The sequence below is a fragment of the Amycolatopsis dendrobii genome (assembly GCF_014145675.1).
GTDB classification, from domain to species: domain Bacteria; phylum Actinomycetota; class Actinomycetes; order Mycobacteriales; family Pseudonocardiaceae; genus Amycolatopsis; species Amycolatopsis dendrobii.
On the sequence record NZ_JACGZW010000010.1, the window covers coordinates 419,598 to 433,138 of the forward strand.

General features: G+C 70.5%; 16 protein-coding genes. 11 read left to right on the plus strand and 5 right to left on the minus strand.

Annotation, left to right across the window (positions count from 1 at the left end; all coding sequences use genetic code 11):
* Complete coding sequence (locus H4281_RS46350) at positions 1-132, minus strand: hypothetical protein (RefSeq protein WP_255751372.1); 132 nt, start codon at positions 130-132, stop codon at positions 1-3.
* Between the two features lie 141 nt (positions 133-273).
* On the opposite strand from H4281_RS46350, the gene H4281_RS30255 reads away from it, so the two are divergent.
* Together H4281_RS30255 and H4281_RS30260 are read left to right on the plus strand one after the other, a co-directional pair.
* The gene (locus H4281_RS30255) at positions 274-1,527 is read left to right on the plus strand and encodes a GGDEF domain-containing protein (protein ID WP_246412398.1); all 1,254 of its coding nucleotides are present in this window, start codon (positions 274-276) and stop codon (positions 1,525-1,527) included.
* Between the two features lie 390 nt (positions 1,528-1,917).
* Complete coding sequence (locus H4281_RS30260) at positions 1,918-2,514, plus strand: bifunctional DNA primase/polymerase (RefSeq protein WP_246412399.1); 597 nt, start codon at positions 1,918-1,920, stop codon at positions 2,512-2,514.
* A 155-nt stretch (positions 2,515-2,669) separates the two neighbouring features.
* On the opposite strand, the gene H4281_RS30265 is transcribed toward H4281_RS30260, so the two are convergent.
* Both H4281_RS30265 and H4281_RS30270 read right to left on the minus strand, forming a co-directional pair.
* Positions 2,670-3,926, minus strand: coding sequence for a cation:proton antiporter (locus H4281_RS30265; RefSeq protein ID WP_182894292.1), 1,257 nt, complete (start codon positions 3,924-3,926; stop codon positions 2,670-2,672).
* A 1-nt stretch (position 3,927) separates the two neighbouring features.
* Positions 3,928-6,414, minus strand: a complete 2,487-nt coding sequence (locus H4281_RS30270; protein ID WP_182894293.1) for an ATP-dependent Clp protease ATP-binding subunit — start codon at positions 6,412-6,414, stop codon at positions 3,928-3,930.
* A gap of 122 nt (positions 6,415-6,536) precedes the next feature.
* Between H4281_RS30270 and H4281_RS30275 the strand changes: the two genes are divergently transcribed.
* Complete coding sequence (locus H4281_RS30275; RefSeq protein ID WP_182894294.1) at positions 6,537-6,803, plus strand: adhesin; 267 nt, start codon at positions 6,537-6,539, stop codon at positions 6,801-6,803.
* Positions 6,804-6,809: 6 nt separating this feature from the next.
* On the opposite strand, the gene H4281_RS30280 is transcribed toward H4281_RS30275, so the two are convergent.
* Positions 6,810-7,208 (minus strand): hypothetical protein, encoded by a 399-nt coding sequence (locus H4281_RS30280; RefSeq protein WP_182894295.1) that lies wholly within the window; start codon positions 7,206-7,208, stop codon positions 6,810-6,812.
* Positions 7,209-7,314: 106 nt separating this feature from the next.
* Between H4281_RS30280 and H4281_RS30285 the strand changes: the two genes are divergently transcribed.
* Genes H4281_RS30285 through ligD (H4281_RS30295) form a run of 3 tightly spaced genes read left to right on the plus strand, consistent with a single transcriptional unit; the run spans position 7,315 to position 9,673 of the window.
* Positions 7,315-7,872 carry a DNA polymerase ligase N-terminal domain-containing protein gene (locus H4281_RS30285; RefSeq protein WP_182894296.1) on the plus strand — a complete coding sequence of 186 codons (558 nt, stop codon included), beginning with the start codon at positions 7,315-7,317 and terminating at the stop codon, positions 7,870-7,872.
* Positions 7,869-8,813, plus strand: coding sequence for a non-homologous end-joining DNA ligase (ligD, locus tag H4281_RS30290; RefSeq protein WP_182894297.1), 945 nt, complete (start codon positions 7,869-7,871; stop codon positions 8,811-8,813). Before H4281_RS30285 ends, ligD (H4281_RS30290) begins: the two co-directional genes overlap by 4 nt.
* Positions 8,810-9,673: a non-homologous end-joining DNA ligase gene (ligD, locus tag H4281_RS30295; RefSeq protein WP_182894298.1), complete on the plus strand. Its 864-nt coding sequence runs from the start codon at positions 8,810-8,812 to the stop codon at positions 9,671-9,673. Before ligD (H4281_RS30290) ends, ligD (H4281_RS30295) begins: the two co-directional genes overlap by 4 nt.
* A gap of 93 nt (positions 9,674-9,766) precedes the next feature.
* Here ligD (H4281_RS30295) and H4281_RS30300 read toward each other — a convergent pair whose 3' ends face one another.
* The gene (locus tag H4281_RS30300) at positions 9,767-10,510 is read right to left on the minus strand and encodes a S1 family peptidase (RefSeq protein WP_182894299.1); all 744 of its coding nucleotides are present in this window, start codon (positions 10,508-10,510) and stop codon (positions 9,767-9,769) included.
* A gap of 187 nt (positions 10,511-10,697) precedes the next feature.
* Here H4281_RS30300 and H4281_RS30305 point away from each other — a divergent pair, with 187 nt between their 5' ends.
* From H4281_RS30305 to H4281_RS30325, 5 genes are all read left to right on the plus strand, one after another.
* The gene (locus tag H4281_RS30305; RefSeq protein WP_182894300.1) at positions 10,698-11,612 is read left to right on the plus strand and encodes a hypothetical protein; all 915 of its coding nucleotides are present in this window, start codon (positions 10,698-10,700) and stop codon (positions 11,610-11,612) included.
* A 209-nt stretch (positions 11,613-11,821) separates the two neighbouring features.
* The gene (locus H4281_RS30310) at positions 11,822-12,112 is read left to right on the plus strand and encodes a gas vesicle protein GvpO (protein ID WP_182894301.1); all 291 of its coding nucleotides are present in this window, start codon (positions 11,822-11,824) and stop codon (positions 12,110-12,112) included.
* A gap of 18 nt (positions 12,113-12,130) precedes the next feature.
* Positions 12,131-12,568: a gas vesicle structural protein GvpA gene (locus H4281_RS30315; RefSeq protein WP_182894302.1), complete on the plus strand. Its 438-nt coding sequence runs from the start codon at positions 12,131-12,133 to the stop codon at positions 12,566-12,568.
* Entirely contained in the window at positions 12,565-13,293 is a 729-nt protein-coding gene (locus H4281_RS30320) for a GvpL/GvpF family gas vesicle protein (RefSeq protein ID WP_182894303.1), read from the plus strand. The genes H4281_RS30315 and H4281_RS30320 overlap by 4 nt, the downstream gene beginning before the upstream one ends.
* Positions 13,293-13,529 carry a gas vesicle protein GvpG gene (locus H4281_RS30325; protein WP_182894304.1) on the plus strand — a complete coding sequence of 79 codons (237 nt, stop codon included), beginning with the start codon at positions 13,293-13,295 and terminating at the stop codon, positions 13,527-13,529. Before H4281_RS30320 ends, H4281_RS30325 begins: the two co-directional genes overlap by 1 nt.
* Positions 13,530-13,541 lie beyond the last annotated feature (12 nt).

Genomic DNA, 13,541 nt, shown 5'->3' on the forward strand with positions numbered 1-13,541 from the left:
TCAGCGGGCCCACTCGTTTCCGCGGCGGCGGTCCCATTCGTTGCCTCGGCGGATCCATTCGTTGCCCTGGCAGCGGGTCCACTCGTTGCCGCGGGCGAAACGGGTCCATTCGTTGCCGGGTGCGTTGCTCATAGTGGCGCCTTTCTCGCGGGTGGTTGGTCCGACCGGCGTATCGACGGCCGGTGACATGGCGATTACTGTGATTAATCTTCGTTGACAGGGGCGGATACCAGCGTGACTGGTGAGAGTGGCAGATGCATAGCGCCGGGGGGATTGCGGTCCCTGCCGCGTCCCGCGCTGTGCTTGGTGCTCGCGGTCGACGCGGTCGCGGTCGCGATCACGGTGTTCTCGTCGATGTCGGCCGCGGTCACCCGGACGCAGTGGCTGTGGTTCGCCGTCCTCGCCGCGGCCGCGGTGGCGCACCTCGAGGCGGTCCGCACGATCGAGCGGCGCCGCGAGCAGGCGTCGAAGAAGGCGCCGTACACGAATCTCAAGAGCCTGTGGGTTTTCGCCGCGCTGCTGGTGCTGCCGCTGCCGCTGGTCATCGGCTTGACCGCGGTGTCGTACGGGTATTGCTGGTACCGGGTTTACGGGCCGGCGATCCTGTTCCGGAAGATCTACTCGGCCGCCACGTTCGTGCTCGCGTCGGCCGTCGCCTCCACTGTCCTGGACGGTCCCCTGCTGCCGCACGACCTGGGGTCGCTGCTGCTCGTGACCGCCGCGGCCGGCGTGTGGTGGCTGGTCAACTACGCACTGGTCGTCGTCGCGATCGGGTTGTCGTCGCACGAGAAAGTGCCGGTCCGGCAGGCGTTGGGGCATCCGGGCGACCAGCTGGTCGTCGCGTCGGCGCTGGGGCTCGGCGCGACCATGGCCGTCCTGCTGGTCCACGAGCCGTGGGCGCTGCCCGCTCCGATGATCGCCGTGCTGTGCGTGCACCGCGATCTCTTGCTGCCCCAGTACTTGCGGGCCTCCCGGACCGATCAGAAAACGGGTCTGGCGACGCCGGTGTACTGGGCCGAAGTCGTCACCGCGGCCCTCGACCGCGCGAAACTCAGCCGGACCGGGCTTGGCGTGCTTTTCCTGGACGTCGACAAGTTCAAGGCGATCAACGACACCTACGGGCACCCGGCGGGCGATCAGGCCATCCGCGCTGTCGCCGACCTTGTGCGGGCCGAAGTCCGGTCTCAGGACCTCGTGGCTCGTTACGGCGGGGACGAGCTGGCGATTCTCCTGCCGGGTCTCGAACCGGGGCAGTTGCTGGCTGTGGCTGAACGGATCCGCTTCCGCCTGGCGCGTACTCCGGTCGTGCTCACCGCTACTACGGACGGGCAGCCGCGCACGTTGTCCGGGGTGAGCACTTCGATGGGAGTGGCGTCTTATCCGGACGACGGGATGTCGGTCGAGCAGCTGCTCACTGCTGCGGATGGCGCGTTGTTGCAGGCCAAGCGGAACGGTCGCAATCAGATCAGGGCGGCGGGAGCGGTGAGGATGCATGGAGTGTCCGAGATGCCGTCAGGCAAACCTTGAGAAGATCAGGGCGACTCGGCTGAGCATCACCGTTGCCAAATGCCCTGAATGCGACGCGATATGGCCGCCAGGCGGAACTTTCGGCCCGGACAATTTCGTCCAGTTTCAGCTGTTTCTGGACCTGGTAGGCGAATCTGAGATGGGCGCCCCCTACGAGGAACTCGGTCCGCTTTAGGCGCACGGTGTCCCCTGGAACGGTGCGTACTGCTTCGACGACCAGGTGCACCGGCGAGGCGCGCTGCCGGTTTGCTCCCGGTTGGCGGGCGGTTCGCGGGCTGGTCTGCGCCTCGCCGCGGTCGCATGGTGGTCGGGCGGTACCCCGGTTCCCGCACCGTCCGTCGCGGTTTGACCTGCGCGGACGGGGATCGCCACTCGGAAGGGACTCTTGCGATGACCGCTGTTGCGCGCGGTAGCCGTTCACGCTGTTTGGCTGGGGACCAGGGGGTCGCGTTGCGTGCGCTGCGCGCGGCGGCCGAGAACTACGCCGCCCGGGGCTGGCCGGTGCTGCCGGGCCCGGTGTGCGACGGGCTGACGACCTGGGATCCGGTCGGTTTCGAACTGCTCGGCGGCCGGGAGTCGACGGTGTCCCGGTCCGAGGCCACGGTCGATCGCCGGGTTGTTTCGGAATGGTGGTCTGTGCATCGGCAGGCGATTCTCGCGCCGGTGGGGGAGCACTTCGACGTCCTGCGCGCGCCGACGCACCTTGGCTGGCGGGCACTCGCCGCGTTCGACGGCGGGCGGCCGCTCGGTCCGATGGCGTTGTCGCCGCACGGGGCGTTCTTCTTCGTCGAGCCCGGGACCTGCGGGGGCCGTGAGCTGGCGGCCGGGGTGGAGGCCCTTTCGCCGGGCGACCTCGTGGTTCTCCCGCCGAGCCGGGTCGTCGCCGGGGTCGTGTGGTGGCGGATCTCTCCGGCGGATCGCGAAGAGCTGGGCGACGGGGCCGGGATCGCGGGCAAGCTTGCCGAGCTTTCCGGCGAATCCGCGTAGGTTTCGGGACGGGCGGGCAGGATCAGCGATGGCAGCGTTCTTCGGGCATGTCCCAGGTTCCGCGCTGTCCAGGCACCCGGTGAATTCTTTCTGCCCGTCGACCCATGCCTCGTGGCCAGGTGAGGGAAGCGGGTTTTCCGTGCCGGGAAAGCGGACTATCCGGTCTCCTCCGGAAGGCGCCGGGGCACGTGCGCGCCCTGCTCCTCGACCCGGCGCATCACCGGCGCGGCCAGAATCCCGTGTATCAGCACGGAAAGCGCCACCGCCAGCGCGCCCACCCGCCACAGCTGGTCCGCGCCCGGCAGGTCGGTCTGGTGGAGTCCGTAGGCGAGGTAGTAGAGCGTTCCGATGCCGCGCACGCCGAAGAACGCGATCGCGAGCGCGGCGCGTCCGCGGGCGGGGGAGCGGATGAGGGAACCGATCCCGGTGAGCGGCCGGACGACGAACACCGCGACGGCCGCGAAGAGGACTTCGAGCAGGGTGACGCCGCGCAACAGGCCGTCGCCGAGGGCGAAGCCCAGACCCAGAAGCGTGATGGCGACGAAAAGCCGTTCGAGCTGGCGGCCGAAAGTGTGCAGGACCTCGTGGTAGCCGTGCGAGCGCTCGCTGGTCCGCACGCACACCGCAGCGGTGAACACGGCGAGGAAACCGTTGCCGTGCAGCAGTTCCGCCACCGCGAACGGCAGGAAGGCCAGTGCCAGCAGGACCAATCCGTCGGAGTACTCGGCCAGCCGGAAGCGCGACGACGGGATGCGGAAGAACGCCCACGCCAGCAGCCTGCCGACGGCGAGCCCGACCAGCACTCCGATCGGCAGCGGCAGCAGCACGTCGGCGCCGATCGACACGTGCGTGCCGGCCAGCAGCAGCGCGACGAGGACGAACGGCATGGCGAGGCCGTCGTTGAGGCCCGCTTCGGTGGTGAGGGTGAAGCGGATCTCGTTGTCCCGCGCCAGATCCGGCTCCACGCCGGGGTCGGGGACCCCGACGTCGCCCGCCAGCACCGGGTCGGTGGGCGAAAGCGCGGAACCCAGCAGCAGCGCGGCGGCGGGCGCGAGCCCGAGCCACCACCAGCCGAGCAGCGCGACCGCCGCGATCGAAAGCGGCATCGCGACGAACAGCAGCCGCCACGGCGACATCCAGGTGCGCAGCCCGAACGGCCGGTCCACCGACAGGCCCGCACCCGCCAGCGCGAGCACGATGCCGAGCTGGGTGAACGATTCCACCACGTCCGCGTGCTGGGCGGGCGAGGCCCAATCGCCGAGGTAGGGCAGCGGCAGCAGGCCGAGCAGCAGCCCGGCGAGCAGCATCACCAGCGGGGTGGAGAACGGGCGGTCGGCGACCAGTTTCGGCAGCACGGCCGCGGCGAGCGCGAGCAGTCCGGCGACGCCGAACAGGACCGGGAGCGGGGGCACCTCAGGCGGTCACTGAGGTGTCGAAGCGAAGTCCCTCGTCGCCCGCGTCCACGCGCACCGCGGTGCCGGGCGCGACGTCGCCGGACAGCAGCCTGCTCGACAGCGGGTTGTCCACGTACCGCTGGATCGCCCGCCGCAGCGGCCGCGCGCCGAACTGCGGTTCGTAGCCCAGTTCGCTGATCCGCCGCACCGCCTCCGGCGTGAACTCGACAGTGAGGCCCTGCGCGTGCGCGCGCCGTTTCGTGCGCTCCAGCAGCAGTTCCGTGATCCGGTCGAGCTGCTCGGGCTCCAGCCGGCGGAAGACGACGATCTCGTCGATCCGGTTCAGGAACTCCGGGCGGAACGATTCGCGCAGCCGCCGCATGAGGCGTTCGCGCAGCTGGTCGCCGTCGCCGTCGGCGGGCTGGACGAAGCCGAGCGCGCCGTGGGTCGAGCTGCCGACCAGGTCGGAGCCCAGGTTGCTGGTCATGATGAGCACGGTGTTGGCGAAGTTGACCGTGCGGCCGCGGCCGTCGGTGAGGCGGCCGTCGTCGAGGACCTGCAGCAGCACGTTGAACAGGTCCGGATGCGCCTTCTCGACCTCGTCGAGCAGCACCACGGAGTACGGGCGGCGGCGCACGGCCTCGGTGAGCTGGCCGGCGTCCTCGTACCCGACATATCCGGGCGGCGAACCGATCAGCCTGCTGATCGTGTGGCGCTCGGAGTACTCGCTCATGTCGATGCGCACCATGCTGTCCTGGTCGCCGAACAGGGCTTCGGCCAGCGCCCGCGCGAGTTCCGTTTTGCCGACGCCGGTGGGGCCGAGGAACAGGAAGCTGCCGAACGGCCGGTCCGGCTCGGCGAGCCCGGCACGGGACCGCCGCACCGCTTCGGCGACCGCGCGCACCGCGTCGTCCTGGCCGATCACGCGGTCGTGCAGGTGCTCCTCCAAGCCCAGCAGACGTTCCCGCTCGGTCTCGGTGAGCCGTGCCGCGGGCACGCCGGTCAGCCGGGAGACGACCTCGGCGATGTCCGCGTCGGTGACCTCCACCGGACCGCCGGGGCGCTCAACCGGTTGTTCGAGGCGTTTCCGCAGGTCGGCGATCTCGTCGCGGAGCGAGGACGCGCGTTCGAAGTTCTCTTCGGCGACGGCCTGGTCCTTCTCCAGCAGCAACTGGTCGAGCCGGCTCTGCAGCTCGCGCTGGCCGTCGGGTTTGATCCGCGCACGCAGCCGGACGCGGGCCCCGGCCTGGTCGATCAGGTCGATCGCCTTGTCCGGCAGGAATCGCTCGGTCAGGTAACGGTCGGACAGGTCGACGGCCGCCCGCAGCGCGTCGTCGGTGTAGTGGACCTGGTGGTGGGCCTCGTAGCGGTCGCGGAGGCCGTGCAGGATCGACACGGCGTCCTCGACGGTCGGCTCGGGCACCAGGATCGGCTGGAACCGGCGTTCCAGCGCCGGGTCGCGTTCGATGCCGGTGCGGTACTCGTCGAGCGTGGTCGCTCCGACGATGTGCAGCTCACCGCGCGCGAGCGCCGGTTTCAGCATGTTCCCGGCGCCCTGGCCGCCGCTGCCTTCGCCGGCGCCGGCGCCGACGATCGTGTGCAACTCGTCGACGAACACGATCAGCTGGTCGCCGTGCTCGCGGATCTCCTTGAGCAGCGCGGACATCCGCTCCTCGAAGTCGCCGCGGTACCGCGTGCCGGCGACCATCGCCGTGAGGTCGAGCTGCACCACATGGCGGCCGCTGAGGATGTCGGGCACGTCGTCGTCGGCGAGGCGTTGCGCGAGACCCTCCACGATCGCGGTCTTGCCGACGCCAGCCTCGCCGATCAGCACGGGGTTGTTCTTGGTGCGGCGGGAAAGCACCTCGACGGTCTGCTCGATCTCGTCGTCGCGGCCGATCACCGGGTCGATCCGGCCCTCGCGGGCGCGGGCGGTGAGGTCTTCGCCGTATTGGGCGAGTGTCGGGGTGTCCCGCAAGGGGGTCGGGCTTTCCGCGGGGGAGTCCTGTCGCAGGCGGTCGGTGGTCACGCCCTCTTCCCGCAGGATGCGGCCCGCTTCGGACTCCTCGTTGGCGGCCAGCGCGGCGAGCAGGTGCTCGGGGCCGATGAACGGGGAGCCGAGGCCGCGGGCGAGCTGGTGGGCGTCGATCAGCGTTCGTTTCGCGCCCGGCGCCAGCGCGGTCGCCGTGGTTTCGCCGCCGGCGGCGTGGTCGCGTTCGATGCGCCCGGCGACCTTGGCCGGGTCGACCCCGGCGCGGGTCAGCGCCTGCGCGGTGGCGGGCAGCTGGGTCGCGGCCCACAACAGGTGCTGGGTGTCCACGTGCCGCCCGCCCCACGCCCCCGCGCGGTCCGCCGCCTCCGCGACGAGCCCGCGGGCCTGGTCGTTGAGCAGGCGCGACACGTCGACCGAATAGCCGCGGCGGCCGGGCGCTGCCTGGCCGAAGAACTGCGACAGGAACTGGTCGAACGGGCTGTTTCCCTGCCCGGGCGGGAAAAATCCGGTCATCGGAGCGCTCACATCTCAGGACGGCTCGAAATCGGGGTCGAGCATCCGCTTACCCGCTGCCCGCCGCGGCAAAACGGACGCCCGGCGCGTCTGGCCGCGGCTCCGGCGGGTACCCGGGTGCCATGCTGAAGATCGATCCCGACGCCGGCCGGACCATCCAGCGCCTCGCGACCGAACAGGGCGTCGCGCCAGAGGGCGGGCTGCGCATCACCGCCCGCGAAGGCTCCGCGGACCTGGCGACCTCGGTGTCCGCGCTGGCCGCGGAAACCGACACCGTGCTGACTGACGACGAGACCGGCGCGCGCGTGTTCCTCGACCAGGCCAGTTCCGACGCGCTCGACGGCCGGGTCCTGGTCGTCGGCGACCAGGGAGATTTCACCGTGCGCTGAGGCGGCTCACGGGAGGCCGGCCGCCCAGAGCAGGCAGTGCACCAGCCCGGTCAGCCGCGGTTCCCGCGCGGCCTGGCCGAGCTGCACTTCGAGAGCCTCGAAGTCGCCGTTCAGCTCCGCCAGCACCGCGCGCAACGCAGCTCGTACCCCGGGCCGGAGGTCGTCCACGTCGGCGGCCACCGCGTCCTCGCCGACCGCGACGGCGGTGAACACCGCGTCCTCGGGCTGCGGCCCGAACCGCTCGCGGACCGCCGCGGCGCAGCGGTGCACCAGGCCGCGCAGCACTCGCTGCCGCACGGGAAGGGCGTCGAGTTCGCCGAGCAGCCGGACCACCTCGTCGAGGTCGCCGGTCCGGGTCGCGAGCACGAGGCCGTCCGCGATGGGGGCCGTGGGTTCGGGCGCCATGGGTCGCTCCTGCCTGCCGGGAACCGTTCGCTTACCCGGGTGGCGGCCCGTCAACCACGTTTCGCGCTCCCGGTGCGCGGGCACCCGGGCGGTCGGAGGTGGTGGGATGTCCTCGAAGGACCGGCTGGCCGAATACCGGGCCAAACGCGACCCGCGGCGGACCCCGGAACCAGGCGGGGGCCGCGGGAACGCCGAACCGGTGTTCGTCGTCCAGCGGCACGACGCGAGCAGTCTGCACTTCGACTTCCGCCTGGAGATCGGCGGTGTCCTGGTTTCGTGGTCGGTGCCGAAAGGCCCGTCGCTGAACCCCTCGGACCGGCGGCTCGCCGTCCGCACCGAGGACCACCCGCTGGACTACGCGCGGTTCGAGGGCACTATCCCTGCCGAGGAGTACGGCGGCGGCACCGTGATCGTGTGGGACACCGGGACGTTCGACGCGCTCACCGACTCCGCCGGACAAGCCCTCGAAGACGGCCATCTCAAGGTCTGGCTGCACGGCGAGAAGCTGCGCGGCGCCTTCTCCCTGATCCGCCGCGACTCGTCCGGCCAGGAACAGTGGCTGCTGATCAAAAAGGACGACGAGGGCGCCGACCGCCGCCGCAAGCCCGCGAAAACGCAGCTCGAATCCGTGCTCACCGGACGCACCAACCGGGATCTCGAATGACCGGTCCCGGCTGGCGCGAGCCGACCCTCGCCACCCTCACCGACCGGCGGTTTTCCGACGAGGACTGGATTTACGAGCGCAAGCTCGACGGGGTGCGCGCGATCTGCGTGCGCGACGGCGGCACGCCCACGCTGTACTCCCGCAACCGCAAGGTGATGGACAACGCGTACCCCGAGATCGTGGAAGCCCTTGCCGGGCAAGGCGGACCGCGGTTCGTCGCGGACGGGGAGATCGTCGCGTTCGACGGCGACCAGACCAGTTTCGCCGCGCTCCAGCCGCGCATCCACCTCACCGATCCGGCGCGCGCCCGGGCGACCGGCGTCCGCGTGTACTACTACCTCTTCGACCTCCTGTACTGCGACGAGCAGGACATCACGCCGCTTCCGCTGCGCGAGCGCAAGTCGATCCTGCGCGACGCCTTCGCCTTCGAAGACCCGCTCCGCCTGTCCGCACACCGCAATACCGAGGGCGAGAAGTACTTCGAGGAGGCGTGCCGGCGCGGCTGGGAGGGCGTGATCGCGAAACGCGCCGACGCGCCGTACCGTCACGGCCGCTCGCCGGACTGGCTGAAGTTCAAATGCCAGCAAGGGCAGGAGATGGTGATCGGCGGGTTCACTGCCCCGCGGGGCAGCCGCATCGGCTTCGGCGCGCTGCTGCTGGGCTACCACGAGAAGGGGCGGCTGCGGTACGCGGGCAAGGTCGGCACCGGTTTCGACCACCGGCTGCTGACCTCGCTGCACGCCGAGCTGACCCGGCGCGAAACGAACAGCTCGCCGTTCGCCGATCCGGTGCGCGAGCCGGGTGCGCGCTGGGTGCGGCCCGAGCTGGTCGCCCAGATCGGCTTCTCCGAGTGGACCCGCGACGGCCGGTTGCGCCATCCGAGGTTCACCGGTCTGCGCGAGGACAAGAAGCCGTCCGACGTGATCCGGGAGCGCCCGTGAAGATTTCCCATCCCGACAAGATTTTCTACCCCGCCGACGGCCTCAGCAAAGGCGACGTCGCCGAGCATTACCGCACCGTCGCGCCCGCGATGCTGCCGCACCTGCGCGGCCGCCCGCTCACGCTGCGGCGGTATCCGGACGGCATCGAGGCCGAGGGGTGGTTCCAGAAGCACCCGGGCGAGCACTTCCCGTCGTGGCTGCACACCGAACGAGTCCCGCGCCGGGGCGGGGGCACGGACGAGTACGTCGTGTGCGACGACGAGGAGTCCCTGCTGTACCTGGCCGACCAGGGCACGGTGGAGTTCCACGTCTGGCTGTCCACTGTGGACGCACCGGGCAAACCGGACCTGCTGGTGCTCGATTTGGACCCGCCGGACGGCACCGACGTCGCCGACCTGCGCACCGCGGCCCGCCGCATCCGCGACCACTACGCCGAGGCAGGCCTCACCGCTTGCCTCCAGGCCACCGGCGGCCGCGGCTTCCACGTCGTGGCGCCCCTCGACGCCACGGCGACCACGGACGTGGTCCTGGAACTCTCGCGAGCCCTGGCGGACCGCGTCGCGGCGGCGGATCCGGACCGCTTGACCACCGCGCAGCGCAAGGACCAGCGCGGCGACCGCGTCTTCGTCGACGCGAACCGCAACGGCTACGCCCAGACGTTCGTGGCCCCGTACTCCCTGCGCGCCCGCCCCGGCGCGGCCTCGGCGACCCCGCTGGACTGGACGGAACTCGGCAAGGCCGAACCGAACGGGTGGGGTCCGGACAAGCTGCGCCGTCGGCTGGCGCGCAAGGAGGATCCGTGGCGGGGGATGGGGAAGGACGCCGGGTCGGCGGAGAAGGCGCTGGAGAAGCTCGGCTGACGTCACGCGGGCTTTGCGGTGCGTGCGGGAAACCCTCGGGGAATCCGATTCCCCGAGGGTTTCCCGCGCGCACTTGACTTCTCGCCGCGGCGATCAGACCCCGGAGACCTGCTGGATCCAGTCCCGCCCCGCGGCCACGCTGCCGTAGGTCGTGACGCTGGACCGGTCGCTCGTCGAGCACACCCCGACCTGGACGCCGCCGTCGACCATCGGGCCGCCCGAGTCGCCGCCCGCCACTGCGCCGTTCGGGGTGCTCGCCGTGATCGCGGGGCCGCCGGAGTTGTCGCTGTCCTGGGTGTTCGAGATCGTCACCTCGGCCTGCTTCAGCACGCTCGACTGGTGGTGCCCCTCGTCGGTGCTCTGCGTCGCACCCCAGCCGTACACCGTCGCGCTGTCGCCTTCCTGCGCGTCCTCGGAGCTGCTGGCGAGGCGGGCGTACGTGCTGCCGCCGTCGGTGTTCAGCTTGATGAGCGCCAGGTCGCCGCCGGAGTAGACGTAGGTGGAGGCGGCCTTGGCGTGCACGCCGCCGCTGGCGCTGTTGGACCCGATGTACAGGTCGATGTCGGTGAGGCGCTGCCCGTTGTTGTCGTACATGCAGTGCTTCGCGGTGAGGACCCAGCGGCTGCCGATCAGGGTGCTGGTGCAGAAGAAGGTGTAGCCGTTCGCGTGGCCGTTGAACCGGGTGATGTAGCCGGGGTTCTGCGCGGTGCTGCCGCCGATGATCGACGGCTGGGCGTCGGGCGCGGCTGGGCTCGCGGACGCGGGGGTCACGGCGAACGCGCCGAGCACCGCGCAGGAACCGGTCAGCACGGCGAGGGCTCGGGTGAGTGCGCGCATGTCGCTCCTTGGGGACAGGTTTCCGATGGGGACGCTTTCGAACGTAAGCAGCGCGGCCGCGCCGCGGAATCCGCCGAACCGCCGGTGGCGGGCAAGCGGCGGCGACGCGACTTTCGGCGGGTTGCCAACCGGTGAACGGATGCCGAGAATCCGTTTCGACCGGTCCGTTTTTTCCAGGAGAGGCGAAATGCGGTTGTTCGCCCCGGCTCCGGGCGGGGAGCGGCTGGCCAGGGCGCTGGCCGAGGGACCCTTCGAGCGCGCCCTGACGCTGGCGATCGAGCGCAGCGGCCTCGGCCTGGCGCGGCTGCGCGAACGGCTCGCGGCCTCGGGCGTGCCGGTCAGCACGACCACGCTCAGCTCGTGGCGCACCGGGCGCAGCCGTCCGGAACGGCCGGAATCGTTGCGGGCGCTGGCTTTGCTGGAGCCGGTCCTGGACGTCCCGCCGGGGACGCTGCGCGCGCTGCTGGACCGGCCGCGCACCGGCGGCCCGGCCCCGCGTGCGGCGCGGTGGGACCGGTTGTGGGAGAACCGCAGCCTGCTTCCGATGGTGCTGAACTCGTTCGAGGACTCCTCGCCGGAATCGGTCAGCGTGCACGAGACCCTGCACGTCGACGCCGCGGGGCGGATGCGCGGCCTGCACGTGCGGGAAGTGCTGCGGGCTCTGGACGAACCGGCGTTCGTGCGCATCGTGGCGCTGCGGGGATTCACGCCCGGTCAGTCGCCGGAACTGGTGTCGGCGCGGTACTGCCGCCCCGGCTGCGTGCGGGCGACGCCGGAGCAGGCGTTCTCGGTGACGGAACTGGTCCTCGACCATCCGCTGGCCCCGGGCGAGACGGGGATCGTCGAGTACCGGTTCGCGTTCCGGGACGAGGAGCCGGATGCGCGCTACGACCGGCGGTTCCGGCTGCCGATCGCGGAACACCTGCTGGAAGTGCATTTCGATCCGTCGGCGCTGCCCGCGGAATGCGTGTCGTACCGGCAGGATTCGCCGGCCGGGCCGGAACTGGAGACCGCCGAGGTCCGCGTGCGGCCCGGCGTGCCCGCGCACGTGATCCGGACCGGGCGGGGGGCCGGGATCCACGGAGTGCGGTGGCGGTGGTGACGCTCCGCCATCCACTGAGGACACCAACGATGTGTCCGTTGTGGACAGTCAGTGATTTCCGTTGCGGGAAGCGCGCTTCGCACGCGGGCGGCTACTGAGCGTCCGATTCTGCGCTGACTGGCGGGGCGGTGCTGCGCTGTTCGGCCCAATTTCGATTTTCCTCGCGAGTAGCCAGTTTTGGCCGGAGCGCCCGGGGTAGCCGACACCACATGGTTCATCGGCCTGACGAAAGTGGACGCGACGACGGCCGGTCGCCTGCCGGGCTCATGCGCGACGCGCGTGCGGTGTTCGAGGAGCTGACCGAAAAGGACATCGAGTCCGTGTCGGCGTTCGCCAAGGACGGCGACGGATGGAAGCTGCTGGTCGAAGTGCTTGAGCTGGAACGGGTTCCGGACACCACCAGCCTGATGGCCACGTACTGTGTGCGGGTCGACGCACAGGGCGGCTTCCTCGGCTACGAGCAGGTCCGGAGGTACGCGCGCGGCCAGGTCGACGCGTGAGGAAGGGAAGGCGATTTCATGACCATGGCGACCGGACGGCAGGGCTCGAACGGTCAGCTGCAACGCGGACCGGGCACCGGAAACCTCTACGACATCCTCGAACTGATCCTGGACAAGGGACTGGTGATCGACGCGTTCGTGCGGGTTTCGCTGGTGGGCATCGAACTGCTCACTGTGGACGCGCGGATCGTCGTGGCCAGTGTGGACACTTACCTGCGGTTCGCCGAAGCGTGCAACCGGCTGGACCTCACCCGTGCCTCCAGCGCCACGACGCTGCCCGATCTGCTGGGCGAGGTGACCGAGAAAGGCGCCAAAGGAAAGTCCAAAGGCGCGCTGACCGGCGCGGTCGAGACGTTCGCCGAGCAGTTCCAGAAGTCCAGCGACAAGGACGGCGCAGAGGACGGGGAACGGCCTCGCAGCCGTAGCCGGCGCAGCACCGCGAGGTCGAGCGGATGAGCACTTACCTGTACGGCATCACGTTCGCCGATCATCCTGCCGACGTAGGCGATCTGCGCGGCGTCGGACCGTCGCCGGCTCCTGCGCGGGTGCTGGCGGCCGGGGACGAACTCCGCGCAGTGGTCGGCGACGTCGAAGGCGAACTGCGGGCGAAACGCCGGGATCTGCTTGCCCACCAAGAGATCTTGCAGGCGTTGTGCGAAAAGGGGCCGACGCTTCCGATGCGCTTCGGTGTCGTCGCGGACGACGACACCGCGGTAGCGGAGGAGATCGCGGCTAAAACCGAGGTGTACACCGCTGTGCTGCAACGCGTTCGCGGGCACGTGGAGATGAACGTCAAAGTCGCGCACCGGGAAGAGGCCGTCCTCGGCCAGCTCCTCGCCAAGGACGAGGAACTCCGAAACCTGGCCGCGAGCTTGCGGGAGGACGCCGGCAAGGGGCAAGCCGAACAGGTGCGGTTCGGCGAACTGGTCGCCGGCCGGCTGGAGGAGCGCGAGGGCGAGGACGCCGACGCGGTGCTGAGCTATCTGCTTCCGCTGGCGTCGGAGCATTCCCCGGGGCCGCGGGTCGACGGGTGCTTTTTCACCTGCTCGTTCCTGGTGCGGCAGGAGAAAACGGCTGAATTCCAGGACGCGGTGCAGCGGTTGGCGACCCTGGTCGAGGAAGTGGCGGAGGTCCGCGCACAGGGACCGCTGCCGCCCTACAGCTTTACCGAGGGCCAATAGTGGGGCTGCTCGGGGAACTTGTGCTGCTCCCGCTGGCGCCGGTGCGGGGCGCGGTCTGGGTGACCGGACAGGTCGTCGACGCCGCTGAGCAGGAGCAGATCGCGCAGTGGCAACGGGAACTGGTCGCCCTGGAACGGGAACTGGCGACCGGCGGGATCAGCGAGGAGGAGTTCGACCGCAGGGAAGACGAAATACTCGATCTGCTCGAAGAATTCGACCGGGGGGTTGCCGGATGAACGGAGCGAACA